Source organism: Paraglaciecola sp. (assembly GCF_039964565.1).
Classification (GTDB): Bacteria; Pseudomonadota; Gammaproteobacteria; order Enterobacterales; family Alteromonadaceae; genus Paraglaciecola.
On the sequence record NZ_JBDVXF010000021.1, the window covers coordinates 76,955 to 102,093 of the forward strand.

24 protein-coding genes and 1 pseudogene are annotated in these 25,139 nt (G+C 39.9%); 10 read left to right on the plus strand and 15 right to left on the minus strand.

The features are described 5' to 3' along the window. Nucleotides 1–143: 143 nt before the first annotated feature. Together ABJK37_RS08735 and ABJK37_RS08740 are read right to left on the minus strand one after the other, a co-directional pair. Complete coding sequence (locus ABJK37_RS08735) at nucleotides 144–1,313, minus strand: tyrosine-type recombinase/integrase (protein ID WP_348352143.1); 1,170 nt, start codon at nucleotides 1,311–1,313, stop codon at nucleotides 144–146. A 391-nt stretch (nucleotides 1,314–1,704) separates the two neighbouring features. Further along, on the minus strand, nucleotides 1,705–2,892 hold the full coding sequence (locus tag ABJK37_RS08740) for a hypothetical protein (RefSeq protein WP_348352145.1): 1,188 nt from the start codon (nucleotides 2,890–2,892) through the stop codon (nucleotides 1,705–1,707). 860 nt (nucleotides 2,893–3,752) lie between these two features. On the opposite strand from ABJK37_RS08740, the gene ABJK37_RS08745 reads away from it, so the two are divergent. Then, nucleotides 3,753–4,223 (plus strand): hypothetical protein, encoded by a 471-nt coding sequence (locus ABJK37_RS08745; protein WP_348352147.1) that lies wholly within the window; start codon nucleotides 3,753–3,755, stop codon nucleotides 4,221–4,223. Nucleotides 4,224–4,374: 151 nt separating this feature from the next. Here ABJK37_RS08745 and ABJK37_RS08750 read toward each other — a convergent pair. Further along, nucleotides 4,375–4,809: pseudogene (locus tag ABJK37_RS08750) on the minus strand (transposase); the annotation flags it as partial. A gap of 386 nt (nucleotides 4,810–5,195) precedes the next feature. On the opposite strand from ABJK37_RS08750, the gene ABJK37_RS08755 reads away from it, so the two are divergent. Continuing rightward, the gene (locus ABJK37_RS08755; RefSeq protein ID WP_348352149.1) at nucleotides 5,196–5,756 is read left to right on the plus strand and encodes a hypothetical protein; all 561 of its coding nucleotides are present in this window, start codon (nucleotides 5,196–5,198) and stop codon (nucleotides 5,754–5,756) included. Between the two features lie 280 nt (nucleotides 5,757–6,036). Next, nucleotides 6,037–7,191: a patatin family protein gene (locus ABJK37_RS08760; protein ID WP_348352151.1), complete on the plus strand. Its 1,155-nt coding sequence runs from the start codon at nucleotides 6,037–6,039 to the stop codon at nucleotides 7,189–7,191. 107 nt (nucleotides 7,192–7,298) lie between these two features. Here ABJK37_RS08760 and gloA read toward each other — a convergent pair whose 3' ends face one another. After that, on the minus strand, nucleotides 7,299–7,847 hold the full coding sequence (gene gloA / locus ABJK37_RS08765) for a lactoylglutathione lyase (protein WP_348352153.1): 549 nt from the start codon (nucleotides 7,845–7,847) through the stop codon (nucleotides 7,299–7,301). A 223-nt stretch (nucleotides 7,848–8,070) separates the two neighbouring features. Between gloA and ABJK37_RS08770 the strand changes: the two genes are divergently transcribed. Further along, nucleotides 8,071–8,940 carry a DMT family transporter gene (locus ABJK37_RS08770; protein ID WP_348352155.1) on the plus strand — a complete coding sequence of 290 codons (870 nt, stop codon included), beginning with the start codon at nucleotides 8,071–8,073 and terminating at the stop codon, nucleotides 8,938–8,940. Between the two features lie 212 nt (nucleotides 8,941–9,152). Here the strand turns inward: ABJK37_RS08770 and ABJK37_RS08775 are convergent, their stop codons facing one another. Beyond that, entirely contained in the window at nucleotides 9,153–11,291 is a 2,139-nt protein-coding gene (locus tag ABJK37_RS08775) for a penicillin acylase family protein (RefSeq protein WP_348352157.1), read from the minus strand. Between the two features lie 224 nt (nucleotides 11,292–11,515). Here ABJK37_RS08775 and ABJK37_RS08780 point away from each other — a divergent pair, with 224 nt between their 5' ends. From ABJK37_RS08780 to ABJK37_RS08800, 5 genes are all read left to right on the plus strand, one after another. Then, nucleotides 11,516–11,899, plus strand: a complete 384-nt coding sequence (locus ABJK37_RS08780; protein WP_348352159.1) for a hypothetical protein — start codon at nucleotides 11,516–11,518, stop codon at nucleotides 11,897–11,899. A 142-nt stretch (nucleotides 11,900–12,041) separates the two neighbouring features. Further along, nucleotides 12,042–12,302 (plus strand): DnaJ domain-containing protein, encoded by a 261-nt coding sequence (locus ABJK37_RS08785; RefSeq protein ID WP_348352161.1) that lies wholly within the window; start codon nucleotides 12,042–12,044, stop codon nucleotides 12,300–12,302. Nucleotides 12,303–12,313: 11 nt separating this feature from the next. Further along, nucleotides 12,314–12,778 carry a hypothetical protein gene (locus ABJK37_RS08790; protein ID WP_348352163.1) on the plus strand — a complete coding sequence of 155 codons (465 nt, stop codon included), beginning with the start codon at nucleotides 12,314–12,316 and terminating at the stop codon, nucleotides 12,776–12,778. A gap of 27 nt (nucleotides 12,779–12,805) precedes the next feature. Then, nucleotides 12,806–13,453 carry a hypothetical protein gene (locus tag ABJK37_RS08795; RefSeq protein WP_348352165.1) on the plus strand — a complete coding sequence of 216 codons (648 nt, stop codon included), beginning with the start codon at nucleotides 12,806–12,808 and terminating at the stop codon, nucleotides 13,451–13,453. Between the two features lie 9 nt (nucleotides 13,454–13,462). Continuing rightward, a complete protein-coding gene (locus ABJK37_RS08800; protein ID WP_348352166.1) occupies nucleotides 13,463–14,377 on the plus strand; it encodes a hypothetical protein in 915 nt (304 codons plus the stop codon). 264 nt (nucleotides 14,378–14,641) lie between these two features. Here the strand turns inward: ABJK37_RS08800 and ABJK37_RS08805 are convergent, their stop codons facing one another. The 3 genes from ABJK37_RS08805 to ABJK37_RS08815 all read right to left on the minus strand — a co-directional run bounded on the left by ABJK37_RS08805 (nucleotide 14,642) and on the right by ABJK37_RS08815 (nucleotide 16,994). Beyond that, a complete protein-coding gene (locus ABJK37_RS08805) occupies nucleotides 14,642–15,412 on the minus strand; it encodes an SDR family NAD(P)-dependent oxidoreductase (protein WP_348352168.1) in 771 nt (256 codons plus the stop codon). Between the two features lie 149 nt (nucleotides 15,413–15,561). Further along, on the minus strand, nucleotides 15,562–16,482 hold the full coding sequence (locus ABJK37_RS08810; protein ID WP_348352170.1) for an SDR family NAD(P)-dependent oxidoreductase: 921 nt from the start codon (nucleotides 16,480–16,482) through the stop codon (nucleotides 15,562–15,564). A 47-nt stretch (nucleotides 16,483–16,529) separates the two neighbouring features. Further along, on the minus strand, nucleotides 16,530–16,994 hold the full coding sequence (locus ABJK37_RS08815; protein WP_348352172.1) for a MaoC family dehydratase: 465 nt from the start codon (nucleotides 16,992–16,994) through the stop codon (nucleotides 16,530–16,532). A gap of 360 nt (nucleotides 16,995–17,354) precedes the next feature. On the opposite strand from ABJK37_RS08815, the gene ABJK37_RS08820 reads away from it, so the two are divergent. Continuing rightward, nucleotides 17,355–18,284 (plus strand): PEP-CTERM sorting domain-containing protein, encoded by a 930-nt coding sequence (locus ABJK37_RS08820; protein WP_348352174.1) that lies wholly within the window; start codon nucleotides 17,355–17,357, stop codon nucleotides 18,282–18,284. 73 nt (nucleotides 18,285–18,357) lie between these two features. Here the strand turns inward: ABJK37_RS08820 and ABJK37_RS08825 are convergent, their stop codons facing one another. From ABJK37_RS08825 to ABJK37_RS08855, 7 genes are all read right to left on the minus strand, one after another. Further along, nucleotides 18,358–19,977, minus strand: a complete 1,620-nt coding sequence (locus ABJK37_RS08825) for a GldG family protein (RefSeq protein ID WP_348352176.1) — start codon at nucleotides 19,975–19,977, stop codon at nucleotides 18,358–18,360. Beyond that, nucleotides 19,977–20,687: an ABC transporter permease subunit gene (locus ABJK37_RS08830; RefSeq protein WP_348352178.1), complete on the minus strand. Its 711-nt coding sequence runs from the start codon at nucleotides 20,685–20,687 to the stop codon at nucleotides 19,977–19,979. The genes ABJK37_RS08825 and ABJK37_RS08830 overlap by 1 nt, the downstream gene beginning before the upstream one ends. Then, the gene (locus ABJK37_RS08835; RefSeq protein ID WP_348352180.1) at nucleotides 20,684–21,445 is read right to left on the minus strand and encodes an ABC transporter ATP-binding protein; all 762 of its coding nucleotides are present in this window, start codon (nucleotides 21,443–21,445) and stop codon (nucleotides 20,684–20,686) included. Before ABJK37_RS08835 ends, ABJK37_RS08830 begins: the two co-directional genes overlap by 4 nt. 44 nt (nucleotides 21,446–21,489) lie before the next feature. Beyond that, entirely contained in the window at nucleotides 21,490–22,494 is a 1,005-nt protein-coding gene (locus ABJK37_RS08840; RefSeq protein WP_348352182.1) for a D-alanine--D-alanine ligase, read from the minus strand. Nucleotides 22,495–22,936: 442 nt separating this feature from the next. After that, nucleotides 22,937–23,287: an L-rhamnose mutarotase gene (locus ABJK37_RS08845; protein ID WP_348352184.1), complete on the minus strand. Its 351-nt coding sequence runs from the start codon at nucleotides 23,285–23,287 to the stop codon at nucleotides 22,937–22,939. A gap of 26 nt (nucleotides 23,288–23,313) precedes the next feature. Next, nucleotides 23,314–24,684: an L-fucose:H+ symporter permease gene (gene fucP / locus ABJK37_RS08850; protein WP_348352186.1), complete on the minus strand. Its 1,371-nt coding sequence runs from the start codon at nucleotides 24,682–24,684 to the stop codon at nucleotides 23,314–23,316. 66 nt (nucleotides 24,685–24,750) lie between these two features. Further along, complete coding sequence (locus ABJK37_RS08855; protein ID WP_348352188.1) at nucleotides 24,751–24,981, minus strand: hypothetical protein; 231 nt, start codon at nucleotides 24,979–24,981, stop codon at nucleotides 24,751–24,753. Nucleotides 24,982–25,139: the final 158 nt, after the last annotated feature.

The following is a 25,139-nucleotide window of genomic DNA, read 5'->3' on the forward strand; positions in this document are numbered from 1 at the left end:
TTCTAAAAGTATAAGTCCAAACACCACCACCTTGATTTTGAGAACATCTATTGTCAAGGTGGTTTTACTTCAGCTTATTTATTAAAAACGATGTCACGTCGTTGACAGCTGAATTGGTAGCCCTTCGAACAATTTACTACGGTTTATCTAAGCACTTCCTGATGCCACTTTTCTAAACTCTCTGCAATAATCTTTCTGCTACTAGTTTGAATATAAGTCTGGTCAAGCTGAGTCATTTTATGGTTCAAAATTCGTTCAACAATATAATAATCCGTGCCCATATCCCTCAATGAGGTTGAGCCAAATTTTCTTAAATCATGAAGCCTAAATTTGCCACTTGTATGTAGCGCTATTTTTCTAGCTGCTTGGGACGCGGATAATGCTCTGTATCCTCTTTTTTGTGGAAATAGAAACTTTGATCGCGTTTTATGCAGTTGCCATTTTTTGTATTGCTTAAGCAATGTCAAAATTTGCGGTGTGATTGGGTGTGAAATTCCCTGCCCCGTTTTCGTATTTTTGGCAGGTATATGCCAAAGCATATTTTTAAAATCAAAATGCTCCCACTTTGCATCAACTGTTTCTTGATTTCTAGTGAGGTAGCCTAAACAAAGAAAACTTAATACTCGAAGCTCAGTAGGCATACCATTAATCAAATTTACCAGCTTGGGAACGCTCCAAAATTGTATTTTGTTTTCTCTTGGCTTTATCGTACAAGCTGATATGTCACCAAAGCTAATTTTATCTAAAGGGTTAGGTTGGATGTATCCTAATTTGTGGGCTCTATTAAATGCAGCTTTTAGACATTGAAAGCTGCTTTTCAATGTTGAGACCTGGTAGTTTACTAGCTCTGACTTAAGCCAAACTTCTGACATAAAGCTAGCATTAAGATCTTCAAATCTCTGCCTACTAAGAATAGGTTTTAATACTTTTTGAATATGATGTTCAACATTCCTTTTGGTATTAAATGAAATATTGGTGTCAGAACATCGAAAGCTTTTGTACCAATCGAGTAACTCACCACAGTTGTCAAAGCACTTCTCTTTTGTAGCGTTATTCTTTTTCGCTTCAATAAACTGTAGCTTTGCTGTTGCAGCAACCCGCGCATCCTTTATTGTAAGTAACGGATATTGACCTAATAAGCAACTGGTCGACTTACCCGAACAGGTAAAGGTAATTTGAAAGCTACCAACATGCTTAGAGGATTTTAAATAACGAAATGAGAGAAATGGCACTTTTGTGTCGCGTAAAATTACATCTTGTTTGCAGTGCTTTTGAATTACCCCATCGCTAAGGTTCAGGCTAATTGTTTTCATATATTAGATTTAGGCTTTTCCAGTATTTTGAAGACGGAAAAACTACTGACTCAACCTAAAAGTAATTTAGTTATTTTAAGCTGAGGATAATAGTTATCATGCGGTTGGAATTGCCCAATGAAAGTGTAGTCATTTTTTACTTTAGTGGTACAAGTGGTGGTACAAATTATTTTTTAAACCAGTATAAACATTAAATATCAAATAGTTACAAATAAGGTTCAACTCCCGCCAGCCCACCAAATAGAAAAAGGCTTATCGAAAGATAAGCCTTTTTTGTATGTGCTGTTCCAAGCTGAAATCACCTATCAATGTAACAGTGTATTTAATTTGACTACGACCCCTTTTATTTTTCGACCCCTTTAATTTTTTAATATCCGTCAAGCCAAACCCTTTATAATGGCCATAAAACCACCCGATTTAGACGTTCATTGATGTCTTCAGCGAAATAGCAAGACGATATTCCTAATACACCATTTTTGATTCGACCTACGACAAAAACATCACCTTGATATCCACCGTTATCACGCCCACTGATTGAAATTTTCTGGTGGGCAGCATCGCTGCAAACAGCTGGATTAATCAAGTTTAAACCGATGTTGAGAGCTATTTGCTCATACGCCGCACCATAAGTAGTATACATATGATCTTTGAACGCATCGCTCATTTGACCATGTAAAGCATTCATCAATGGGACAACTTCATTCATTGCTAGCGGTGTGTTGTTGTCTACGAACCTGCCTGCATTGGCTAAAACAAGAGCGTTGCCAGGCATGTGTTGATTTAACGTTGCGAGCGTAACTTGGATATTAAGTTGTGCCCACCAGCGGCGCATTTCATCGTTCCAGTTTAAGTTTTTTCCTTGCGGGTCAGCATTTAGAACGTGTTTTAGAAAGTGACCTTTTTTGTTTTCATTCACTGTATGATAATTACCTGGCCCCCAAGCTACTAAGCCACCGAACCCACCTGCAGGAGGCGCCTTAGCCATCATTTTGTGAACTTCAATAACGTTTGTCTCACACAAGTCGCCGTACCCAAGGTTGTTTTGATGGAACGTATGGATGATTTGATAAATTGAGGTGGCTGGGATCCCATTCAATGCGAGAACTTCTCGCATATTAAAAACGGTTTCGTGGGCGTTAACGACTTGCTGGCAATAGTGGATAAAATTAGGAGCAGCATTATGTCCTAAGTTGTGTATCTCCGATACAACGTCCCATAACATTTTTTTGGTGAAGTTGATCACATTGGCAAACGGTTCGCCGTAGTCTTCGTTGACAATTTTCTTGCTGAAAAGCGTATTGAAGCGCGCGATAAGCCGAGCACGGTCTGCGATCGTTTCTCCTTGATTCCAAGATGTGTTCACAAAAGGAATCAATCTTCTTAGCCAACCTGTTTTTTGTCCTTCATTTAACGGGGTAAATGCTAGCTTAATGCCCACGATGTTTGCAATGATTTCATTTCCAACAGCGTCGGGGTATTCCGGATGCGCTACACCGTAGGAGCCCCTAATGCCATTGCGCATGCCGTTTTGATTGATCTCGATGTGGTCTAATATAGTGTCAATTATCGCGTCTAGCATTCAATTTTCCGTAATTGTGTCCCCGAGTACAATCAATATAGTCACTCAATTCGATATACTCAATATCCTGAGTGCATCTCAAAGAAAAGCCTGAACGTCGGCTATCTTAGTAAACGGATCGTCAAAATCACTTCGTCGATGATCTGTTATTCGCTCATGGTTATCACTAATGTCTGGAGTGTTTAGGATCTCCTTCCCACCCTGAGCAGAACGCCATATTTAATAAACTAGAATACGCTTCACGCCCTTTTGAGACCATCGCCTTCGCGGTGGTGACGAGTAAAAATCGCTTATTGAGCTAGTTCAGCGTCGTTATGTATCGCAGTTGGCGTAAAATCAAGAGTCCAAAGTCTGATAATCGGCTCTTCTGCAGAATAACGTTAAACGACTGTTCACTTCTGTCATGTCGACTTCTTTTAGTTACCCAAGTATTACTAATACCATTCCCACTTAGATTGAACACTAACTCGCAAAAACGTTTCTAATTCTTATCAGTAAACAACTGGCCATCATTTCTCGCCCGAGAATGAGCATACTCAAATGACAGTCTCCTAAATTTTTTGCTCCCCCCTACTTAAGGGCTTTTGTTTATGGTGAAAATTTTAAAATATACTAAATTGATAGAAGGAAATTAAATAAAGGGAATTAATCATGCAACCAAATCCGATTCAAGACCAACCTAACCCACCAATCATTCTTGTTAAAACATGGTGACAGTTACTTAGATGTGACGCTCCAGAACCAGCCGAACATGCAAAAGAAATGCTCTTAAATAACTTTGGGAATATGCAAGGAGTTGTTGAGTTTGTGAAGAAACATAAAATTAAAGTTTAAATTTAATAATATGAATAGGAATAATCATGTACCAGACCATAAAACTCTGTTTAGAGGATTTGATTTCAACAATAAACAGCCTTCCTTACGAAGAAGAAATTTCTCTTTTCATTGAAGAGAACACCTTAATTAATGAGTATAAAAATAAATTGGTAGCAACATTCCAGAGCATATCTGATGGGTTCAATAAAGATGAAACATTAAGTAGTGAAGAATTAAACAGCCTGTACTCTAACATTGCAGAAGTTGATCTTTTAGCCACTTTATTTGGACACGAAATAGTACTAAAGGAAAATCTTACTTCCCATTTAATTGGATTTAACAAAGTTAAAAAATGGTTTGAAAATAAAGTAGTTCCTAAAGTTAAAAGTGTGCTTTCAACGCTTTGGAAATACTTATGCACAATGTTAACGCCTAGTAAATGGAAAATTAACGGAAAAATAAAAACACCACTAATTGGTTTTACTGAAACTGGTATTGAGATTGAGTTTGGTTAATTAATCATATAGTTAGACGACTTTCAAAAGATGAAGAAAGAAAGTAAATATAAATAAGCAGTAATATTGGCTTTTAGTGGTACAGGTAGTGGGACAACATAGATAACAAAAAACATAAAACGAGCCTGTAACAGATTCTGTGTAACTGCCATTATTTAATATGCTTTTCGAGGCGTTCCCCGAACTCGATAATAAAACGAACCATCGCCTGTCGCCAGTTATGAATTGGCATAGTCCATTTTTTCGATGCTTCGGTGATGTCTAAGTAAACCATTTTCTTAGCTGAATCGTCGCTTGGAAATATCTTTCGTTTTTTAAGCGCCTTTCGAATAACGCTGTTGAGAGACTCAATGGCGTTGGTCGTATAAATCGCTTTGCGTATGTCTGTGGGGTAATTAAATATGGTATTTAAGTTCTGCCAGTGTGCACGCCATGACTTACTGATTTGAGGATTTTGCTCGTCCCAGGTTTCACTGAAACGCTCTAATTCAAGCAAGGCTTCTTCTTCTGTATTTGAACGATATACCGTCTTTAAATCAGTCGTTACCGCCTTGTAGTCTTTTCAAGATACATATTTCAGCGAGTTATTTGGTGGTACAAAGTCACCAATCAAAATTCTTGTACCACCAAAATGCCAAAAATAGACAAAAATAGCCAAACCTAGCCAAACCTAGCCAAACCTAGAGATAAGAATTATACGCTTAACGATGGCAAGGCCTTATCCTTGTGTGTTAGGTGTGGTGGTACAAAAGATTGGATATTTAGGTACATCACCATTTAGGCTCTCCACTCTCTAGCTTAAAAACAATGTCGACTGCGACTCGACTCTTAGAGAAGCAATAGATAACTTAAACCTATCAGCTAAACTGAACTAGCGAAGCTTACTAGATAATAAAATTATGCTAGGCTTGCCGGCTAAACAGATTTTGTAGTTTGCGCTGTAAACATTGGCGCTATTAAAAAGGTAAGTACATGAAAGTTATCGTCGCTCTCGTTGTTGTAATAGCTATTGGCGCTGCTCTGTGGTTTTCGAATTCAGATCCACAGCGGCCTAAAATCAGCGATGAGCCAGTGTCAGTTTTACCGGTTATTACCCGAGAACAGCTCCTTTCAGCTTCAGATTTGGTGGAAGGTGTTAAACAGGCAATGTCGCAAAGTGATGAAGACGCAATGGAAGAGTGGCTAGACAAGGCGCTAGCGGTCGCAAAAGAGGCCGACATGTCGAATGAAGACATCGATTATATTAATTCAGACGCGGCAAAAGACTATGTGATTTTTCAGGCTAAGCGCAGCCAATTTAACGACGCCATCGAGCAAGCTTATTATAAATTATTGGATATCAAAACAATCAAAGAAGACTTCCCCCAAGCCAAGGATTTATTTGCAAACGCCGATAAATTAATGGCTGATCGAGACAAACTGATTGAACAAATTGCCGCTGAAATGGCTAGTGGCTCGACACCAACAGATACAGATCGTCAAGCCGCACGTCAACAATGGTTAACCAGGCATGCTAACCAGTCTTCCAAGTAAAATGTAATGAAAGTTCACTCAAAATAGCCGCCTTTTGACGGCTATTTTGTTATACAAAGCCATTGCTGTGAAGATATGTATTCAACCCTAGTTATAAATGCTATGAAATTTGCTGCCGCATAATTACAACAATTGAATTTAAGCAACCTATCTATAGAAAACATTAACACTACAATTTTATCTATCGAAACGATTGATTCTTTCAATTATCTCACAGCCATGACCTTATTTAAAATAGCGTTATTAAAATTACCAATAACACTACAATAAGAAGGTCATTATGAAATCCCTAGCTTCAAGCAACGCCACCATTTCTACCCAAACTGCAAAGCCTAAGCTTGCTTTGATAGCAGAAGGTGGCGGGCAGCGAGGGATATTTACAGCTGGAGTATTAGACGCTTGGTTACAAGAAAGCTACGACCCCTTTGACATGTTTTTCGGCACGTCAGCTGGCTCACAAAATTTGACCAGCTTTTTAGCTAAGCAAAAAGGCTACGCCAAACGGCTAATCCGCGGTTTATCAAGGCATAAACGCTTCTTTCATTTAGGTAGAGGGTTAGTAGGCAAACATATAGTGGATTTAGATTGGTACTTCGATAAAACCACCGAAGCGAATCGTACTATCGATTTTCAAACAGCTAAGCGCACTTTAGGTCAGCGTGAACTATACATTACTGCGACTAACGCCCGAGATAGACGCCCTTACTTTTTAAGTCCAACAGGTGAAAGTCAGCAGTGGCGTGAATTACTGAAAGCCTCTAGCGCTTTACCTTTTTTATATAAACAAGGGGTAAAGCTTACGCCGTGGTTAGGTACCACTGCTGCCAATGAATCTGGAGTAACAACAGAGCGAAATATGGCATCACCAAAAACAGACTATTACCTTGACGGTGGTTTAGCGGCGCCACTTCCAGTAATCGAAGCCTACAAGCGCGGTGCTCGCAAAATTGTAGTGATCCGCACCGCCGATGCGCATTTTCAGGCACAATCAGCTTGGGTACATAAACTTAGATCTTTAGTGTGTACCTCAGGTTTTTGCCCTAAAACCCTTGATTATTTAGTCCAGCACGAAAAAGCCTATCAACGGGAGTTAGCATTTATTGCCAACCCACCGGCCGATGTTGAAATCCTGCAAATTTTTGCAGCTGAGAAACTTCAGAGCAAATTATTAGGTAGTACAGATAACGATCTTAAACACGATCACAAGTTGGGGATCGCCGCAGGTCATGCATTTTTGCAGCAACATCTCGCTGTTACAATCCTAAAACTAGAAGGGCTTCAACATGCTGACAATAGTTTTGACGTAGGCGAATATGCTGCGCCTAAAAACAGTGAAATGAAAACTTATCACGCATCAAGTGAATTGGTTGTCGAAAATCTAATAAGTCAGCTAGCAACACAACAATCCACTACTCCCCAACGTTTATCGGCCTAGTTTGAGGAGTAATATTGCAGCGGATCTGTGAGCATAAAATTGGAAAAGTGAGGAAATAGTGACTAATGGGCTCAAGTAATCACGCCCATTTTAAATTGATACCTCATCTATGTTTGTAAGTGTTCAGTGATGGACGCGGCAACGCTATTTGCATCAAAGATCTCAATCCAGTAACCGTCGGGATCTTTTATAAACGCTATACCTTGCATTGCTCCATCATTGGGGCGTTTTTGAAAAGGCACATCTAGTGATTCAAAACGTTGGCACGCTGCTTCAAGGTTTGGCACATGAAAGCCTATATGACCAAAACCTTTTGGTTCACTATTGCCGTTGTGATATTGCACGTGTTCAGCCGAGTCAGCCCAGTTATGGGTCAATTCTAACATGGCTGGTCTTCCAAACGTTTGTGCGGTACGAGAGTGTGTATCATCACTAATATCTGAAAAATCTTCTCCGGCACTCAAGAAATACAAACTAAACTTCATGTCGGCGAAATCGAGACGCTTAAGTAAGGTCATTCCCATTACACGGGTATAAAAGTCTAACGAACGCTTTGGGTCAGCAATACGCAACATTGTTTGGTTAAAAACAAAGCCATCTGTGGCTGCATCTTTTTCTTCGAATAAACCATCGGCCTTATCAAAATGGCGACTCATAAACTCAGCTCCTTAACGTTTAATTTTTGGGTTTTAATTCTTTGATATCAATACTGTTGTATTCACAATGGGGGTCCTAAACGCTATTCACAACCGCGAGTAACAAAATGATGACAGCAGTTGTTAGATCGGCTTATCTTAACTACATTAATTCCTGAGCAATTTAAATTTCCTCTGATAGAATGCGGCACTTTAACCGTTTAATTTATTGGGCCCCTACTCGATGCAAATCAATCGTATACTTGTGACTGCAGTAGTCTGCGTTTTGTTGGCAATGGTGACTATTCAGTCTGGTGCATCAATTGCAAAACAACTTTTTCCTTTAGTTGGTCCTGAAGGCACAACAGCGCTGCGTTTAGGTTTTGCGGCTGCATTACTTTGGATAATTTTTAGACCATGGAGAAAACTGCCACAGGGCCGAGATTGGCGCAGTATTGTTATTTACGGTTTGTGTTTGGGCGGCATGAATATTCTGTTTTATTTATCTATTGAACGCATTCCTTTGGGCATCGCGGTGGCACTTGAGTTTACTGGTCCTTTAGCCGTGGCTTTGTTTTCATCTAAGCGCAAAAGTGACTTATTTTGGGTTACTTGCGCCACAGTAGGCATTTTTCTATTGATGCCTAATTTGTTTAAGGCGCACGGTTTAGATGTTGGCGGGGTATTGATGGCCTTAGGAGCCGGAGCTTGTTGGGCGGGATATATTTTGTTTGGTACGCGAACCGATAAACAAGCGTCTGGCGGCATTACAGTAGCACTAGGCATGACAGTTGCTGCTATTGTGATTGTGCCGATTGGCGCGGTGAGTCAAGGTTTAGCGTTATTTAGTTGGGAAGTGTTGCCCCTAGGTCTATTGGTGGCAGTATTATCGAGTGCCGTGCCTTATTCATTGGAAATGGTTGCTCTTAGGAATATGCCGACTCAAACTTTCAGCATTTTTATGAGCCTAGAGCCAGCGATTGCGGCATTGGCTGGTCTTGCAATATTAAGCGAGCATTTGACCTTGTTACAATGGGCTGCCATTGTGTTGATCATTATCGCTTCAATTGGGAGCAGCTTTACACCTAAAAAGGCCATCGATATGGGAGTGTAGTCCTAGCTACCCCATTAAATTTCACCAATTCAATTAGCGACATTTCATGAGAGATGCCACGAGGCACCTTACCCTAACTGGTAGGCAACTGCCCTAAATGTTCATTGGCAATAGGAGAGCATGTTAAATCAACCTATTGCATTCTTTATTAGTTTTAACTACAGCACATTGCGATATTAAGTACAAACCTAAGGTTTAACTGCTTACTCTTCTCATAGTCTAATATCACTGGTTTTTTCAGCCATTAGTGAGGCCCTATCCAAAGGCAAACTTCTCTCGCTTTCAGAGGAAAAGATCGGAGCCTGATCGTTATAATGTATTGAAGTTGCATCTAAAGTCGCACTGCCAAAATTATGTATAGTGCGCGAGGAAACGTTGCCATTACTGTCCCATTCAACAAACATAATGTAGCTATCTCCTGCTGTTGCCTTTTGAAAACCTGCTTCTACATCAAATACACCATATACTGCACGCAATACGTCGGGCGCTCCTGAAAGTGGCCAGCTATTGTCACCCCGCGCTAACCGGTTAACCTCGCCCCATTTTGGATCGATACGTCCGAAGTGGGTGTGCAGTAACTGTAAGGCATTCTGAAACGTTTCGACTAGTTCTGGCTCTGGCTCGTTTCGCATTTGAGCCATAACAAATGGGGTTGCGGTTAGTACGCCTAATGCCGCCGACCTGCTTTCAGCATCTGTTGTTAAATTCCAACTTTGCAATAACTGTTGTCCAGATTGCATCTGGCTATTTGACGTAAACGACATGGCCAATAAACGTTTGATCACTTGGTCAACTACCGAGCCTTGAGCATATCGATTATCGTATTTATAGCTGCGCATTTCTTCTCGGCTAATCGATTCATCTCCACCAAATAACGCTTCGATTCGCAGCGCTCGGTTAGTCATGTTGGTTTGAATACCCATTGATGCATCAAATTCACTGGCCTTTGGTTGGCCGACTCCTACTGAAGAACGATAAGGGGTGTTATTGGCATTGTAGACAAAGCCAGAAGCAGGATTGACGGTTCGCGGCATGCGTTCAAACGGGTAATAATCTTTCCAAATAAGATCTGATCGGTCTCCTGCTATTAGTCCCTGCCAGTTAATATTCGAGAATTTTTCGCCTACGGGTCGCTTAGGCATCATCGCATTGTAGTAGTGAGCAATGTTGCCATCCTTATCTGCATATACCTGATTGATGCTAGGTGATGCAGTCATTCCAAGGGCGGCTTCAAAATCAACTTGAGTGCGAGCCTTATTCATGGCGATCATTTGTTCTAGTGTGCGCATTTCATCCATACCGGCCCAACGAAGCGCAAAAGCGCCCTGCTCTGTTTTAAACACTGGACCGTGCACCGAATGATAAATAGCTTCGTGAAAGGTCCAACGAATCGGCCCCCAAAAGGTTACCTCGATAGCGGCTTGAGATACTTTAAAATCGTGCCATTCGCCATCAAGTAGGTATTGGTTTTCGTTGTTAGGGTTAATCGTTAATTCGTACACATCCACTAAGTCAGGCTTGTTTACTGTGCTAGCCCAACCAAGAGTGGGCCCGTGACCATGTAAAATAACTGGTGCCCCCGGAAACGTGCTGCCCGCCATATCCCAGCCCTGTTGTGTCTTTATCCGTGCTTCATACCAAGCGACAGGCCCAGTAAGTGGTTGATGAGAATTAACCAATAAACGGGTATAACCATCATCTGTTCTTGAGGGGGCAATGGCTATCCCTTGACTACCGAGATCCGGTTGTGGTGAATTTGTTACCTGCAACCGTGCCACTTTGTCTAATCCTGTTCCGTAACGCCCTTCAACAACTGACGCAACCACCTGATCAAAGCCATAAAATAATGGTGTTTTAAACGTAAACCCTGCAACAATATCCTTACCTGTAACCGGTAGCAGTTCTGTGGCTATTTTCCCCGGATTTTTAGAAGCGTAATAGTTAACCCCATCGGCATAAGCTTGAGCATGATCTCGGGTTTGCTGTGAAATACGCGTATCGTAGCCCGAATTGACTACGTCCCACACTCCCATAAATTGCACTAAATAATCAGTTTTTGCTGCATCGACACCATGCAGAGTTGCAAGCTTTCCTCGGGTGACTAGCAAAATATCCTGCATAGTTTCAAAATCATCTTCAGCATGGGCAAAAGCCAGTCCAAACGCAGCATCAACATCTCTGTCCCCAAAAATATGCGGTACCCCATATTTATCGCGAACGATTTGTACGTCGTACTGGTCGACTAAATCATGATATTGGGCAGAATCAGCTTTACCGGGGGCTGTAATCCAAAAAACTAGGTAAATTAATACGGGTATTGTTGCAATTGAGAGCAGTATTCTTTTAATCATAAATTCTCTAAAGTGATTCTTTTGTTAAAATATCATTGAAGTAAATGGCAGCTAAGCAACGATTTAAATAGGTATAATCGAATATTGATTTATATCACAATACTTTAACATTAATTTAAATTAATATTATCATATCAATCACTTATGGTTTTATTTATCGCTAAACGGGCAACAAGTTAGGTTGAATAGCAAACTCTCTAAGCACAGCTCAAAAGGAAAATAAGTTGATATCAAAAAAAGTCCGAGAATTATTTGTCTCTTTAATGGAGGCCACCAGTAATAATAATACTTCGATGGTCAGATATGATCCTCAGACTGATAATTATAGCGGGTTGTTTAACCTGACTGTACTGAATAAGTTCATTGATGAAGGTGTCTTTGAAGTGGTGTCAAATGACGCAGACGGCATCGAAATATTGATGAATAATCGAGATGATTTCCTTAGCAGTTTCGCATCGGGTGTCAAAGAAGCAAGATTAGGTAGGGATCAATATTACGCTGATTATAACGCTAACCCTTTTGCTTTTTCAGTGGGCTATGAGCATTTTATGTATATGAATAAAAAACCCAAAAACCTTGAAGGTTATGCTTGTTATGGTTTTGACTAAAACCTCGTTGCAGTAAAGGGATTTGCATCGTTATTTTGCATTACTGAGCATTGTGAAAACAACACGGTAGAGGTAAAATGCAATACTGAAAATCATAGGCATTTTTAATTCAATCAAATGCACAAAAATTACGATATATTTTATGGATCATTTTGAACTATTAGGGGTAACCAGAACCTCGTCAACAGCCGAAATTAAAAAAGCTTATCGAAAACTCGCCAATCAATTCCATCCAGATAGAAATGATGCGGAGCAAGCAAAAGAAAAGTTTCAATTAATTCAAAAAGCTTACGAAGTTATTGCCGATCCTCAAAAACGCTCTTTATATATTAAGAGTCATTACACTATTACCACAGACCCAAGAGAAATTGCCGATTCCTTTTGGCACAATGCCTTGTTGTAGGAATTTAATTAATGAATATTGAGACATCTATCCCTGCTTATATAGCGGATGATTTTTCTATGTACCTAGAAAATATGGAATCCTTAAGCGATCCAGAAAACCCTGATTTTTTAGCTAATTACCTGAAGGTTTTATCAGCTCAATTAGCGTCAAGCAGTAAAGTGTTTGATGGCATGGTCGACCAATTGGCAATGGCTATCACTCGTAGTGTAAGAATTGATTCAAAAAATCTAGCTAAGATAGACTTAGCACAGCCACCTTTGTGGGAAAATATTAAACCATATGTTGCTGTTCATGCAGATGCAAGAGCCACTGTAACCGAGTTGATGAATCATTCAGAACATGAACTAAAAACAGCGGTGTTGCTGATCCATTTTTATAATACTTATGATGCTACACCGTTACCTCCCGAGGATGAAGTTGACACTAACGACGATGCGACAGACTCTTACGCGACCTATGGTTATGATGAATAATACAAAACTTTTATTGAGGAATACCAATTGACTAGTAACGCACTGATTCTTGCCACAGATATTACCGAACAAGCTCAAAACAGCGGCAGAGAAGCCGGCACCTCATTAGAAAGAATCGCTTCAGAACAAGGTGATACGGCTATGTTAGCGGTATTTTCTGAAATGGATATTTTGACCGTGGCGAAAATTGTACGAGAACATGACGCGACTATCCCTTCTATTGCGACTTGGTTAATGGACGCCGAGTCCATTAAAAAATTGCTAAATGTTGAACCTTCTTATTGGCAAAATCTGGATGAAGATTCGCTATTTAGCGCACAAAACGAAGCTCACAGTTTACTGGCTCAGATATTTCTTTCTCATGATGACGATGAGAAACAAAAAGAGATACTTAAGGCAATTATTCAAGATGATTTTGGTTTGTTATATTTATCTTTGCCATTTATAGGCCATGATTTCTCGGAACTTGAATATGATGAAGAACAAATATCGGGCAGCATAGAAGAATTACTTCTTAAGATTAAAAACCTTGATGAAGAAGCCTATAACGAAGTGCTAGCAGTTAGCACAAACGGTAGTTTGGACAACATAGAAGCGGCCTTAAAAAACAATGCGAATAAACAAAGAGTGACTGCTGTGGAAATGGACACCGACGATATGTTTGCCCCTCTATAGGATTACGTTATGAAAATAGCAGAGTTAAGGAATAAACCCTTTATTCTTTTGGTATTAAAAGACGGACTAGCACAGGGATATTTTACTGAGGAGTTTGTGCATAAGACCAAACAACAATTATCAGATATGTCTTTAAGAATAGCGTCTGACAATTTATCTATTATCTATGCAGATCATATTAAAAAAGCTTGTGAAATTGTGCTTGGGATCATCAATCTCGGGCTATTAAGTCATTGTGACAATAGTACTGAGAAAGCCAAAGAAATAATTAAAACCCAAGGAATTGTGTATTGCTTCAGAGCCGGCTGGGCTAAATATGCTGAACTAAAGCAGATTTCTGCTGAATATTTTAAACAAGTCAAACTCAGCAGCTACGCGCTGGGCGCCAACGACACTACTGATATAACACAAATTCATGCGGATTTTGTCGAAAAAGGACAAAACAGCCTAAGGCTTTTTAATTTACATAGAATTATGTCTTCACAATATGCAGCCAATGTAGTGTTACCTGAAACAGATGAAGACTACCTAAGGTTCGAACTGCAGAAACTACTCAATTCGGCGATTGCTCTTAAGTTAATAGACTCACAAGAAAAAGTTTTTAACAATGAGCGCTACGAGCAACTTATTACTTATTTGAGCCACACCGATGTCAATCTAATCCTCGAAAAGTTTGCGCTGTGTGTAGAAAATTTTGCAGGATCCCAACCAGCAGCCACCAAAGCCTATCTTGAAGAGACATCTCTGCTGGACTTTAATGAGTTTAAATCAATCATAACCTCACAAAAAAAATTAACTGTTTATATCCCTGAAATTTTAGAGCTATCTGTCAATCTCACTAATGAATTAAACGATGATTTTGAAGGCGGTTATGATTTTGGGGGTGATGATCTAGAAGATATCGCTTATTTAAAACCTGAATAATTCGACTCCACTAGGCAATTGACTGAAGATAGCTCAGTAGCGATTAAAGGTCTGCAAATACCATAAATTCGGCAAAAGGTTAACGCTACCTATTACACTTTAGGTTGAATAAATGGTCCGAAAATGAAGGGTTTAATGAGTAGCGAACTAAACACATACAAGGGCAAACTAAGGTTTTTCCCTTGTATGTGATTTTTTAATCATGAAAAGAAATATACATTTATTCTAAGAGATAAAAGCAACCTAATAACTTGTTTTACTTATCTAACCTGCATTTGCCACTTGTCCGCCATCTAATACAACAGTGTGACCACATACGTAATTACTCGCACGGGAACAAAGATAAATAGCCGTGCCAGCAATATCAGCCAGTTCACCGGTTTTACGCGCAGGCAAACCATTTGCAATCTCTTGCTCATGATCCATGATATGTTTTGTCATTTTACTGGGGAAAAATCCGGGCGCGATACCATTGATATTGACATGACTAGGACGAAGGTCTGCCGCCATGTGACGGGTCATTTGAATCACTGCTGCTTTACTAGCCGAATAAGAATAATTGTTCATGCGGGGATGGGTGATCCCATTAACCGAGGCAATATTCACTACTCGTGATGGCTCATCAGCGTTTCCAGCTAAGCGTAATGCCGGTAATAAACGTTTGCTTAAAAAGAAAATAGACTTCACGTTTAAATCCATAACCTTATCCCAACCTGCTTCTGGAAATTCCTCAACGGGCGCTCCCCAGGTTGCACCTGCATTATTAATGAGTATGTCTATTTTTGGCTCTCGTTTAAGCATCTCATCTGCAAAAGCATCCACACCCGCCATAGTTGATAGATCGGATTGAATGGCGATACACTCACCCAAAACCGATAGTTCAGCGGCACATTGTTGTAATTGCTCAGGTTTACGTGCGGTAATATAGGTCTTGACTCCATTCTCAACAAAACCACGGGCGATCATTGCACCTATTCCGCTTGACCCACCTGTAACCACAGCCACTTTACCCGCTACAGAAAAAAAATTATTCATTTACGATCCCTATTGTTCAAAAATGCGTTTTTAAAGCATCTGATATTAATAACTTGCCCGATTACGTTAAATATTATTGATACGTATTAACGCTCGCACATGTTGATATTTTTGGCATTAGCCTATTGTTATCAAGCAATTGCACCCCGTTATTTGGCGCTTAAATCAACACCTAATGAAGCAGCCGCTTTAGTCACATATTTATTGGTTTGCATCCAGCCTGCTTTAAGTTCTTCGGCGTTACTTTGGTCATCAAGTGCTGCCCATTTTGCTAATAAATTTTCTGGTGTTTGTTGTTCAGGGGATAAATAAATACCATCGGTTTCTGTGATTACAGCTCTGGCATAGCCCCCTGCCCCGCAACCTAGAATAGTGCGATTCGGCGCATTTTCTGACACTAAAACTAATAAGCCAGTGGTAACCGATTCCACTGTCATAAGTTCCAAAACACGTTTATCTTCAATGAGTTCTTCGGTCATTGCTGTACGCGCTGTAGGAGACAGGCAATTAACCTGAATATTATTTTTTTGCCCTTCGATGCATAAAGTGTTCATTAGGCCCACGACTGCCATTTTGGCGGCACCGTAATTTGCCTGACCGAAGTTACCGTATAATCCCGAAGATGAGGTAGTCATGACGATACGACCATAGTTTTGTTGTTTCATGATGCCCCATACTGCTTTAGTGCAGTTAACCGAGCCCATAAGATGCACATCAACAACCAGTTTAAAATCTTCGATTGGCATATTAGAAAAAGACTTATCTCTTAATATTCCGGCGTTATTGACTAAAATATCAATGCGGCCCCATTTTTCCATGGCCTGAGCGACCATGCTTTGCACTTGTTGCATATCAGCCACGTTGGCACCATTTGCTATCGCTTCTCCACCAGCCTTCTCGATTTCGGCCACTACAGCTAACGAACCTTCAGATATTTCACCCTCTGCTGAAGCCAAGTCATTGACAACCACTTTTGCTCCTCGTGCCGCTAACGCTAATGCATGAGAGCGCCCTAAACCTGCGCCTGCGCCCGTCACTATTGCTACCTGATTGTCGAATCTAATTGTCATAACGTCCTCAAATTATAAATTGTGAAAATAATCGAATTTCTCTAAGTTTATGGGGTAACGATTGTCATTGTTAACCACTGTGCGGTTAATGCGGGTTTGTCTTCAGAATCAATTTCGACTGTGATATCCCATGTTAGAAGGAATTGCCCAGGTCTTTTTTCAAGCACATTGGCCAACACCATATGCCCGCGAATTTTACTGTTCACTTTTACTGGCTGTAAGAATCTGATTTTATCAAAGCCATAATTCAGTCCCATCACGGCATTTTCTAAATGGATCCCTGCGTCATAGGCAATGGCCGACAACATTGAAAGAGATAAAAAACCATGGGCAATAGTACTGCCAAAAGGCGTTTCTTTAGCTTTAATTGGATCTATATGAATAAACTGATGATCGTGGGTAGCATCGGCAAAGCTATCAATTTGATCTTGAGTAATGGTAAACCATTGTGACACTCCCGTTGATTTTCCAACATAATCAGTTAAGTTCTGTGCTTGCGTTGTAACAGCCATGAAAGGGTTCCTTTGTAATCGCTATAAAAAGAATAATACGCTCGAATGGAAATTGATTAAAATCATCCTCTGATATGGTCGGCTATAAACCAGAAAAAGGATTGGATATTTTATGCACTGTTTACAGAGCTTCAGCCTTTGTCACAAACAACGGGATCTTCTTTGCAATTATCAACACCGTACCCCCCCTCCTAAAGTGAAATCAACAACGACGTATTTCCAGCTTCATACAATACCTATCCGTAAACACTTATTTTCTTCTTATTTTTGATGAGTGAGCGCGACAATATCAATGCTCTCGTTGTGTTAATTGGTTTAACTCGTTATTCTCATTCGATAAAATTATCCAGAGAGCTAACAATGAAACCATTGATTACTATCCTTTTCGCTTTTGTTCTTATGTTTAACCATGCTTTTGTAAGTGCTGCAACCAGCGTGTTATTTATAGGCAATAGTTTTACTTTCGGCTATGGCTCTGCAACTAAACATTACCGAGCGGACTCGGTCACAGATTTAAACAATGAATCAATTGGCGGAGTGCCCGCACTGTTTAAATCTTTCACCAAACAAGCAGGGCTAAATTACGACGTATACTTAGAAACTCGTGGGGGCAGTGATTTTAATTATCACTTAGAGAACAAGTTAAAGGTAATAGGCAAAAAACCTTGGGATCAGGTTGTCATGCATAGCTACAGTACTATGGATAGTGAAAATCCCGGTGTATCCACTGCGCTGGTGCAATCGACCGCTAAATTGGCAGAATTTTTACACAGTCTCAATCCAAAGGTAGAAGTGTATATAACCGCCACCTGGTCACGACCTGACTTAATTTACAAGGCAGACCGCCATTGGTCTGGCACCCCTATCGAAAAAATGGCTTTAGATGTTCGCGCTGGTTACGACCAAGCGGCACAAACACCTTTTGTTAAAGGGGTTAACGCTGTTGGTCAAGCCTGGAATCAAGCGATGAAAATTGGTATTGCTGATCCTAATCCTTATGATGGCATTGAGTTTGGAAAAGTGAGTTTGTGGACTTGGGATCATTACCATGGCAGCAATTATGGCTATTATTTACATGCTTTGATGGCGTTCGGAAATTTGACTGGGTTAGACCCACGCTCGTTAGGCGAAAACGAATGCTCAGGTTTCGAGCTTGGCATGGCTCAACATCAAATAAAAATGCTTCAACAAGCCGCTTTCGAACAGCTCATCAGTGAAAACAGAGTCACACCGGCGCCACCGAAAAAATCGACCGAATCCTCCTACCCTCAAGGTTGCACTGCGATTTAACCAGAATAACCTTTCTTACAGTAGCCTAGAGCCTAGTACGCTTTTTAAACAAGCTAAAGGAAGTGGTTGAGCGCTATCTATGGTTTTTCAACCACACCACAAACCCAGCAATAACCAATAAAAAAGGTAATAAAAACAATACCACTATCACCTGACGTTTTTGTTTGCTGGTTAAATCTAGGCGTTCAACTTTTATTTCTTTAGCGCTAACAAAGGTTTTATAATCTAATTCTGCTAACCAGTTAACTAAATTAAGCGCTAATTGCCCGTTGCTGTATTGATTAATATAAACGTTAGTTAAGAAATCTGCGTCGGTGAATACAATTAACCGCGTATCAGAAGGTTTTGGAATTTGTTGATCTTCCGCGTTTTTTTCGTCAATGACGACATACGAGAAAGGTACTGGGCCAAGTGTATCGGTATGCGGATCATATTGAATATCTAACATTCGATTGGTTTCGGCCCAACTATTTTCAGTCGATGCAGTGGAGGCGATGATTGCGTGTTTTATGCTGGAGCGACGCTGATGCAATAAACGAATAGATCTAGGGCGCACAAAAAAGGTGTAATCTAAACCTTCGGTTATCGCTTTATGCTTTTGGTAATTTTTAGTTGCAGGGGTTCCTACATCTCCGCCTACGTGATTGGTAAAGTCCACCACAATATCAGATTGAATATCCAGTCCCCATTGATTGAGAATGCCGTTTAAACTAGGATTTTTTTGTAATTGTTCTGCACTTAACGGATTATCTGGCGAAGAAATTAACGTGTGCTCAATAAGAAACAACGCATCACCACCTTTGGTTAGGTAATCAGCTATTAATGTTTCTTCTTGTTGACTTAGTTGGCTTCTAGGGCCAGCAATAATCAACACATCACAATCTTCGGGGATAGATTGAGTGATACCCAACATCAAAGTATTACTGTGGATATTATTATCTGACAACAACTGTTTAAACTTAGATAAACCAGTGTTTTCGTCATTTGAAGTCAAATACTCGCCGTGCCCAGCTAAAAAGTAAACGGTTCTGGGCGCTCTGCTAACACCCGCAATCGCATTCGTTAATTGATCTTCAGACAAGGCTTTTAAACTAAAATCAACCTCTTTACGGTTACCTAAAGATTGCACTATCACTTTGCGTTCATCTGCGTTAATGGCGTTACCAAAGGTTGCCGCGTAAGCAATTTGTTCAACAGGGTCGACAATTTCTGTTTTAATCATTCCGCCCGACACTCTTTCATATTCAGCCAATATATCTTGAAGATATTTCGGTGGCATACCAACGTAAAACGCAGTTAATTTCACCTCTGTAGTTAACGCACCAATATACTCCATGGTGTTATTAGATAAAGTGTGTTGTTTGTATTCTGTAACGTCCCATCTAACGTTCGATAGATTAGCCAAGTAATGACTCAAACTAATAAAAGCGGTGCTAACAATCACGGCACTAATTATGAAAAATAGTTTTCTCCCGCGCTCTACAATCAAGACACGCTTTAAGCCTGGAGACGCGCCTACTTTAAGGTTACGTTTTGTAATCAATCGAAGCTGTACACTAAAAGCGATAGCGCCTAACAATGTGAGCAAGCAAGCCAAATAACTAAATTGTTGTTCGACAAAAAAAATGCCTAAGCCAAGGGAGAGGACAAAAAGCGCTACGCCGCAGCTTAAAGATAAAAGGTAAGGTTTCATTAATGCCACAACCTGCTGTCTATGCTCAATCTAGTCATCGCCAAACAACACACAATGCCAGACAAATAATAAACCACATCACTTGGTGTAATGATGCCTATTGCGAAATTTTCTAAGTGTGTGTGGGTACTCATTTGCAAAAGAAATTGCTCGGCAGAACCATTTAAATATTGAGCAAAACTTGTAGAGAAATACAATGAAAATAGAATCAAATAAGACACCATTGCCGCAATGATTTGATTGGACGTCCAAGACGACGCCAGCAAACCTACGGCAATAAAAAAAGCGCCTTCTAGCCAAATCCCTAAATAACCAGATAACATCCCAAGTGGATCTGGATCACCAAAATATTCAACGATGAAGTAATAACTAAGAGTCAATGCAATCAGCAACGAATAAAATATAAGCATACTGAAATACTTACCCAACACTATCATGCTCTGTGTTAAAGGCGCGGTTTGCAAAAACTCCATGGTGCCATTGGCTTTTTCTTCTGAAAATAGTCGCATTGTTAGAAGTGGGATAAAAAACACCAACATAAATTCCATCAATTGGAATACATCTCTAAGGGACACTTCTCGGTTTTGATCTATGACTAAAAAGAAGAACACATTAAATAAAGACAACATCAAAATTAAAATAATGTAAGCAATAGGTGAGCTAAAATAGCCGTGCAATTCCTTTTTAATTAAAGCAACAATTTTACTCATCGGCTTTCCAAAGCTTGCGACTCGCGAGGTGGCTGTTGGTGATGGTTTATGAAAACCTGTTCTAAAGTCAAAGGTTGTACTTGATTGGAGTTTGAAACATTTAGTAGTTCATCAAGTGGCTTATCAAACACTATCTGTCCTGCTTTGAGCAGTATCACTCGTTTTGCTACTTGCTCAATTTCAGTCAACGTGTGGGTGCTCAATAATACGGTTCTCTGGTCTTGCTGATTTTTAATCAACGCTAATACCTGTTGAATTTGCATTGGGTCGAGGCCACTTGTAGGTTCATCTAAAATGAGTAACTTAGGCTCGTGAATAATTGCCTGAGCAATACCAACGCGTTGTTTGAATCCTTTAGACAAAGTACCAATGGTTTTATGTTTAACCTGCTCTAAGTCACACTCTTGAATCACTTTAGCGAGTTGCGAGCGGCGTTTCTGTTTTGGCACATCTTTAATTTCAGCAGCAAATTTTAGGTAATATTGCACCGTCATATCGGCATAAAGAGGTGGTTTTTCAGGTAGATAACCAATTTTCCTTCGAATATTCACGGAATGTTTGGTCATGTCATCACCATCAATAATGACTTTGCCAGAGGAGGCACTGATATAAGAGGTTAGAATTCGCATTAAGGTGGTTTTCCCTGCACCATTTTTACCTAGAAGCCCGATAATATCGCCGCTATGCATTTCAAAAGAAACCTGATCTAACGCTTGAAATGCCGCAAAGTTTTTACTGACCTGATCAACAATCAACACTTAAGACCTTCCTCCTGAAAATGATATCAATATCAGTAATTTTATTATAAAAGTTTTGAAACCGAGGCGCGTGGCCAATGAAGACTGCGTTGTTGAAGTACTTTATTGTGAATTTTATCTGCTCTGGCTCTGCTCGACAGCACGTTTAACAACAACTCAATCACTTGGTCAAAACTTAAGTCGTTAGCAATCGCACATGCTCTCAAAAAATAACTGGTTTCAATTGCCATATTTGGAACGAGTTTAGCGTCCATAAAAAAGCATTCGCCATAGTTATTCATTCTTACATCAATCAAACCAAAGTCTCGAATTCCAAGTCCTAAAAATGCAGACTTTGCTAATTCATTTACTCTATAACGCACGTCCGGATCTTCTATTTTTATACAACGACTAACGCTTGAATATTGGTTGGCTTGTCTCAACACCTCCATGGGCGACACTGTCATTTCCGCGGTGCTATTACAAATAATGGCCACCGTAAAATCACGCCCTGGCAAATACTCCTCTACCAGAGCAACTTGGTCACTTTGGGAGCATATAGAATTGACCTTAGTTTCAAATGCTGCAAAATTTTTTACGTAAGACATTTCATCGATACCGTTGTTCTTAAAGGCATCAACCGATTTGATAAATAGAGGAAAGTCTAAAGGCAGTGAGCTTGGTGACAAAAACTGCTTAGAGACAGCAGTAAAATGTCGAGCCGTTTTAATTCGCATATTGGCTAAATGAATTTTTGCAGAGGCTTTATTGGTATCGAACCGTAATATTTCACGGTCAGAGCCTGAGAACGTAATTTTATGTTTCGAAAAATACTCAGAAAACCAAATATCTTCTGCGTGATCGATTGCCATAAATTTTTGGGCTAAAACAACTAAATCTGGATCCCTAGCCACCACAGCACGTAAATCTTCTTCGGACTCACATACAGTTAACTTCACCGAGTGTCCGGTGCGTTGTATAGACGCCACAATGTCATTACAGGATGAATGACCGCCAAACCCAGTTGCTTTTTGGGAACTATCTAACGTTGTTATTACTTCAATATTCAATTTTTATAACCGTTTGATGAAAAGCCGTATAAGATGACCATACGAAATTAACACAACACAATAGATTTTAACCGCAAAATTGATAGGTGACGAACAAAAAAGTGAATTATTGAATTTTTGAAGGTTCATTAACAATGCACAATACCACTTACAAAGCATGCATAGAAATAGAGTTATTACTTCTCTAAAGACTGCTTACAATTATTTAGATTTAACATAGCGAAATTATACTTTATTGCCATGGTTTTGATTAGACACCATTCAAAAGCATATTCCATTTGTCTGCAGGAAGAACCGTCACTCCGCAGTTTTTTATTGCGCCATAGTTGCTGCACAAATAATATTTTGAATTTGCCAATCTAAACTGAAAAAATAATGAAATGTTTTATCAGATAAAAAATCCAATCGTAAGTTTCTCTCTCAATAAAGTTAATTGCATGTTTCAATGATCAATGAGTTGAAATAGTTGATCCATGACATGCCACTTTCCAGCAGAGTTTTGATCTGGGCTCACTCTTTGAAAACGCTCCATCAGCGTCTCCCACTCCTGCACTTTTGGATTATTCTTATCAGCTTCACTTTTGGCTTCAAAACTGAAAGCCGCATTAACTTGCAAAACCATCACCAACAAACTACCAAGGCGATAGATTTGCATATTTTCGATCCCAGACGCTCTAATGCTTTCAAGCACCTCAGGCCAAACAGCGCCCGGTTGGTGGTATTGCTCATACAAGCGGATCAGTTCCGGATCATCGTTTAATTCAAGGGTTAAAACATGCTGTTGTTTAGGCATAGTCGTCAATTCCAATTTATCAGCTACTAAGCCTGATAGGTGTTGTGCGCACGATAGCCATAAAGACTAATCACAACAAAACAAATTAGAGGAAGAAAGAATGATGTTTGCACCGAAGGGATCTCTCCAATAAACGAAGTGTTGTCAATCATGGTTGCTTGTAATGGAGGCATCAGCGCTCCACCTACAATAGCCATAACGAGTCCCGCAGAACCTAAACTGGCATCGTCCCCAAGATCTTTTAAAGCTATTCCATAAATAGTCGGGAACATCATAGACATACAAGCCGAAATACCGATCAGGCAGTACAGTCCTAACATTCCGCCGATAAAAATAGTGCCGAGAGATAATATAATGCCGCCCAATGCTAATAACATTAGCAGTTGCCCTGGGCGAAAAAAGCCCAATAAAAAAGTACAGATAAAACGACTCCCTAAGAAAATCGACATAGCTACCATATTATAAGACTGTGCCTGCGATGCAGTTAGACCAACTGAAGTCATGCCATAATGAATAACAAAGGTCCAACACATGATTTGCGCACCAACGTAAAATGCTTGGGCGACTACACCTTCGATATAACGGCCATTCTTAAACAACCGTTTAAAGGTAGCGACTAATTCATTCAATGTCAGTGGATTATCATGAGAGATAGTGCGCGGTAATTTAACGAACAAAAATAAGCAAAAAAGAATAGCCACCACAACAGCAATGGCAATATAAGGACCGCGAACAGTGATTAAGTCGGCAGCTTGCATGGCTTGATGTGCAACTGGATCGCTAATGGAATACTCTCTTAGTGCTGAAGTTAATTTAGCATCGACTACGCTGGGCAGCATTTCAGCATACTCCAAATGGGCTGCGCGCTCGGATGCGCGAAACTCTTCAACTTGCAGTTTATTCAAAATGACAGTTGACGCGACAAACATACCGGTTAGGGAACCAATAGGATTAAAGGCTTGGGCCAAATTGAGCCTTTTAGTGGCGGTAGCCGGATCGCCCATCGACAAAACATAGGGGTTAGCCGTGGTTTCCAGCAGTGCCAAACCACAAGTCAAAATACACAATGCCGCCAAAAAATAGTTAAACTCTTGCTGCACACTGGCGGGAATAAACAACAAAGCCCCTACTGCATAAAGTGCCAACCCCAGCAAGATCCCAGATTTGTAAGAATATTTACGAATAAAGATTGCTGCAGGCAACGCCATAATTCCGTAACCCAAATAGAATGCAAACTGCACTAAACTACTTTGGGCGTTAGTGATTAGGAAAATATCTTTAAAAGCTTTCACTAAGGGATTGGTAACGTCATTAGCAAATCCCCAGAGTGGGAAAAGCATAGCGACCAAAATAAAAGGAACAATCATTTCTTTTGCAACAACTGGGGTTTTGGACATCACACTTTCCTGTCGATTATTATTTGTCATTAAATTCTTCGTTTTTATTTTTAATTGTTATTGGGGTTAATTGAGATATTCAACGTATGCATAAAAAGCTGGTAAAGTATCGGTTTTTAACTTTAAGTTAGGATTATTAACAAACCAGCCTAGTATTTTTAGTGGTCTTTTCTGCAGCTTCACAGTGAAAGTAGAGACTGAAGCTTCAGTGCCCATGTCAGAACGATAGTCTTTACCATTGATATTTAGAAAAGCAAATTGCTTACCGGTGCAACTGTGGGCAGACCTATCATACATAAATAGGCGAATACCATATTCGCCAGAATTTACAAATCACAACCAACGTTCTCACATTTATTTTACAAATACAAACAATTTCATATATGGAATAAAATTTTATATAATCCAAAGCAAATAGAAAGAAGTAGGCCTTCGAATGGGTTTCCGCTCATTTT

What these genes read in the sequence shown, in the direction of transcription:
- ABJK37_RS08735 (WP_348352143.1), bottom strand. Translation starts at nt 1,313, where the DNA reads ATGAAAACAATTAGCCTGAACCTTAGCGATGGGGTAATTCAAAAGCAC.
- ABJK37_RS08740 (WP_348352145.1), bottom strand. Translation starts at nt 2,892, where the DNA reads ATGCTAGACGCGATAATTGACACTATATTAGACCACATCGAGATCAAT.
- ABJK37_RS08745 (WP_348352147.1), top strand. Translation starts at nt 3,753, where the DNA reads ATGTACCAGACCATAAAACTCTGTTTAGAGGATTTGATTTCAACAATA.
- ABJK37_RS08755 (WP_348352149.1), top strand. Translation starts at nt 5,196, where the DNA reads ATGAAAGTTATCGTCGCTCTCGTTGTTGTAATAGCTATTGGCGCTGCT.
- ABJK37_RS08760 (WP_348352151.1), top strand. Translation starts at nt 6,037, where the DNA reads ATGAAATCCCTAGCTTCAAGCAACGCCACCATTTCTACCCAAACTGCA.
- gloA (WP_348352153.1), bottom strand. Translation starts at nt 7,847, where the DNA reads ATGAGTCGCCATTTTGATAAGGCCGATGGTTTATTCGAAGAAAAAGAT.
- ABJK37_RS08770 (WP_348352155.1), top strand. Translation starts at nt 8,071, where the DNA reads ATGCAAATCAATCGTATACTTGTGACTGCAGTAGTCTGCGTTTTGTTG.
- ABJK37_RS08775 (WP_348352157.1), bottom strand. Translation starts at nt 11,291, where the DNA reads ATGATTAAAAGAATACTGCTCTCAATTGCAACAATACCCGTATTAATT.
- ABJK37_RS08785 (WP_348352161.1), top strand. Translation starts at nt 12,042, where the DNA reads ATGGATCATTTTGAACTATTAGGGGTAACCAGAACCTCGTCAACAGCC.
- ABJK37_RS08790 (WP_348352163.1), top strand. Translation starts at nt 12,314, where the DNA reads ATGAATATTGAGACATCTATCCCTGCTTATATAGCGGATGATTTTTCT.
- ABJK37_RS08800 (WP_348352166.1), top strand. Translation starts at nt 13,463, where the DNA reads ATGAAAATAGCAGAGTTAAGGAATAAACCCTTTATTCTTTTGGTATTA.
- ABJK37_RS08805 (WP_348352168.1), bottom strand. Translation starts at nt 15,412, where the DNA reads ATGAATAATTTTTTTTCTGTAGCGGGTAAAGTGGCTGTGGTTACAGGT.
- ABJK37_RS08810 (WP_348352170.1), bottom strand. Translation starts at nt 16,482, where the DNA reads ATGACAATTAGATTCGACAATCAGGTAGCAATAGTGACGGGCGCAGGC.
- ABJK37_RS08815 (WP_348352172.1), bottom strand. Translation starts at nt 16,994, where the DNA reads ATGGCTGTTACAACGCAAGCACAGAACTTAACTGATTATGTTGGAAAA.
- ABJK37_RS08820 (WP_348352174.1), top strand. Translation starts at nt 17,355, where the DNA reads ATGAAACCATTGATTACTATCCTTTTCGCTTTTGTTCTTATGTTTAAC.
- ABJK37_RS08825 (WP_348352176.1), bottom strand. Translation starts at nt 19,977, where the DNA reads ATGAAACCTTACCTTTTATCTTTAAGCTGCGGCGTAGCGCTTTTTGTC.
- ABJK37_RS08830 (WP_348352178.1), bottom strand. Translation starts at nt 20,687, where the DNA reads ATGAGTAAAATTGTTGCTTTAATTAAAAAGGAATTGCACGGCTATTTT.
- ABJK37_RS08845 (WP_348352184.1), bottom strand. Translation starts at nt 23,287, where the DNA reads ATGCCTAAACAACAGCATGTTTTAACCCTTGAATTAAACGATGATCCG.
- fucP (WP_348352186.1), bottom strand. Translation starts at nt 24,684, where the DNA reads ATGTCCAAAACCCCAGTTGTTGCAAAAGAAATGATTGTTCCTTTTATT.
- ABJK37_RS08855 (WP_348352188.1), bottom strand. Translation starts at nt 24,981, where the DNA reads ATGTATGATAGGTCTGCCCACAGTTGCACCGGTAAGCAATTTGCTTTT.